The following is a 1,964-nucleotide window of genomic DNA, read 5'->3' as shown; positions in this document are numbered from 1 at the left end:
GGCGCCCCGGCGGCGGGCCGCATCGCCTACGCCGGGCCGCTGAAGGAGTGGGGCGAGGTGGTGATCCTCGACCTTGGCCCCGGCTGGCGCGCCGTGATTGCGGGCCTGGATCGTCTGGAGGTCGAGACCGGACAGCGCGTGGCCGACGGCCAGACTCTGGGCCGCACCGGCGAGGACGGCGAGGCCTATTTCGAACTGCGCCGCCAGGAACGGCCCATCGATCCCGCGCCCTGGCTGCAGTAGGCCGCCCTCCGAGGGCCAACCGCGCGAAATCCCTTTCAAATCGGCGCGGACGCTGTTTGTATCGCCGGAACTGTCGTGCGCGCCGTTCGTGGCGCCCGCGCCGCCCTGGACGACCGGAGCCGAAAGCGGATCCGATGGAAAGAGACCGAATGCGTAAACTGCTTCTCGTGGGCGCCGCCGCCCTGGCGCTGGGCGGATCGGCGGCGGCCGTGGCCAGCCAGACTCCGCGCAACGAGACCTTCCGCATGCTCGAGATGTTCGGCGACGTGCTGGGCATCGTCGAGCAGGCCTATGTCGTTCCGGTCGACAACAAGAAGCTGATCGAGGCCGCCCTTCAGGGCATGATGACGGCGCTCGACCCGCACTCCAACTACCTGCCGGCCAAGGCCTTCGGCGACCTGCGCGAGCGGACTTCGGGGGAATATTCCGGCGTCGGCCTGACCATCACCTCAGAGGGCGGGCTGGTGAAGGTCATCTCGCCGATGGACGACAGCCCGGCGGGCCGTGCGGGGGTTCAGGCGGGCGACGTCATCAGCGCCGTCAACGGCCAGAACGCGGCCGGTCTGACCGTGTCCGAGGTCTCGGACAAGCTGCGCGGCGCCACGGGCACTAGCGTCACCGTCACCTTCCTGCGCGACGGCGAGGAGCCGCGCGAGGTCGTGCTGACGCGCGAAGTCATCAAGGTCGAATCCGTCACCGGCCGTCTGGAAGGCGACTTCGGCTATCTGCGCATCTCGACCTTCAACGAGAACACCGGCCGCGAGCTGACCGAGACGATCGAGCGGCTGAAGCGCGAGAAGCCGGGCCTCAAGGGCTATGTGCTGGACCTGCGCAACAACGGCGGCGGCCTGCTGACGGCGGCCATCGACGTGTCGGACGCCTTCCTCGAGCGCGGCGAGATCGTCAGCCAGCGCGGCCGCAAGCCCGAGGACATCGAACGCTACGCCGCCAAGCCGGGCGACCTGACCGGCGGCCTGCCGGTAGTGGTGCTGATCAACTACGGCTCGGCCTCGGCGTCGGAAATCGTGGCGGGCGCCCTGAAGGATCAGGAGCGGGCGACGGTCGTCGGCCTGACCAGCTTCGGCAAGGGGTCTGTGCAGACGGTGATCCCGCTGCGGGGCGGCCAGGACGGCGCCCTGTCGATCACCACGGCGCGCTACTACACCCCGTCGGGCCGCTCGATCCAGAAGATCGGCATCGAGCCGGACCTGGAGGTGGCGCGCTCCGAGGCCGAGGCCCGCATCGTCTCGCGCTCCAGCTTCATCTATTCCGAGGCGGCCTATTCGACGGCGCTGGACTCCTCCATCGGGGCCGAGCGCAAGGGGCCGCACACCCCGCGCGAGGCGCCGGGCGCCGACTACGCCAAGGACAAGGACTATCAGCTGGAGCGGGCGCTGGACGTTCTGCGCGCCGACGGCGACCTGACCAAGCTGGCCGCTGCGCCGGAGGGGATCGTCATCACCGAGCCGGGCGAGGACAAGGTCGAGACGGCTGAGGCCAAGACGGACACGCCCGAAACGCCGACCGTCACGGTCAAGCCGGACGAGCCGAAGAAGGACTGATCGCCGCATCCGGCGCGTCCCGCAAACGTGGTGAACGCGCCGTTAGGCTTTCTTAACCGACGCAGGGCTTAACTGAGGCTGAGGGGCGCCGCGTCTGTGCGGCGCCTGCAAGCCCGAGCCGCCGCCCTGACCATGTTCGCCAAGCGCCAGTCCGCCCTC

Annotated in this window: 2 protein-coding genes; both read left to right on the top strand. The window is 69.6% G+C overall.

Annotation, left to right across the window (positions count from 1 at the left end):
- On the top strand, positions 1-243 hold a 243-nt coding region (locus tag BDIM_RS14245; RefSeq protein ID WP_040346316.1), incomplete at its 5' end, for a murein hydrolase activator EnvC family protein.
- Between the two features lie 149 nt (positions 244-392).
- Entirely contained in the window at positions 393-1,805 is a 1,413-nt protein-coding gene (locus tag BDIM_RS14240) for a S41 family peptidase (RefSeq protein WP_040346315.1), read from the top strand.
- Positions 1,806-1,964 lie beyond the last annotated feature (159 nt).

Origin of the sequence: Brevundimonas diminuta ATCC 11568, from assembly GCF_000204035.1 — a bacterium.
GTDB lineage: Bacteria > Pseudomonadota > Alphaproteobacteria > Caulobacterales > Caulobacteraceae > Brevundimonas > Brevundimonas diminuta.
The sequence above is the reverse complement of the archived record's forward strand: the minus strand, read 5'-3'. Positions and strand labels throughout refer to the sequence as shown.

Coding starts and splice junctions, on each gene's coding strand:
- BDIM_RS14240 (WP_040346315.1), top strand. CDS start 393: ATGCGTAAACTGCTTCTCGTGGGCGCCGCCGCCCTGGCGCTGGGCGGA.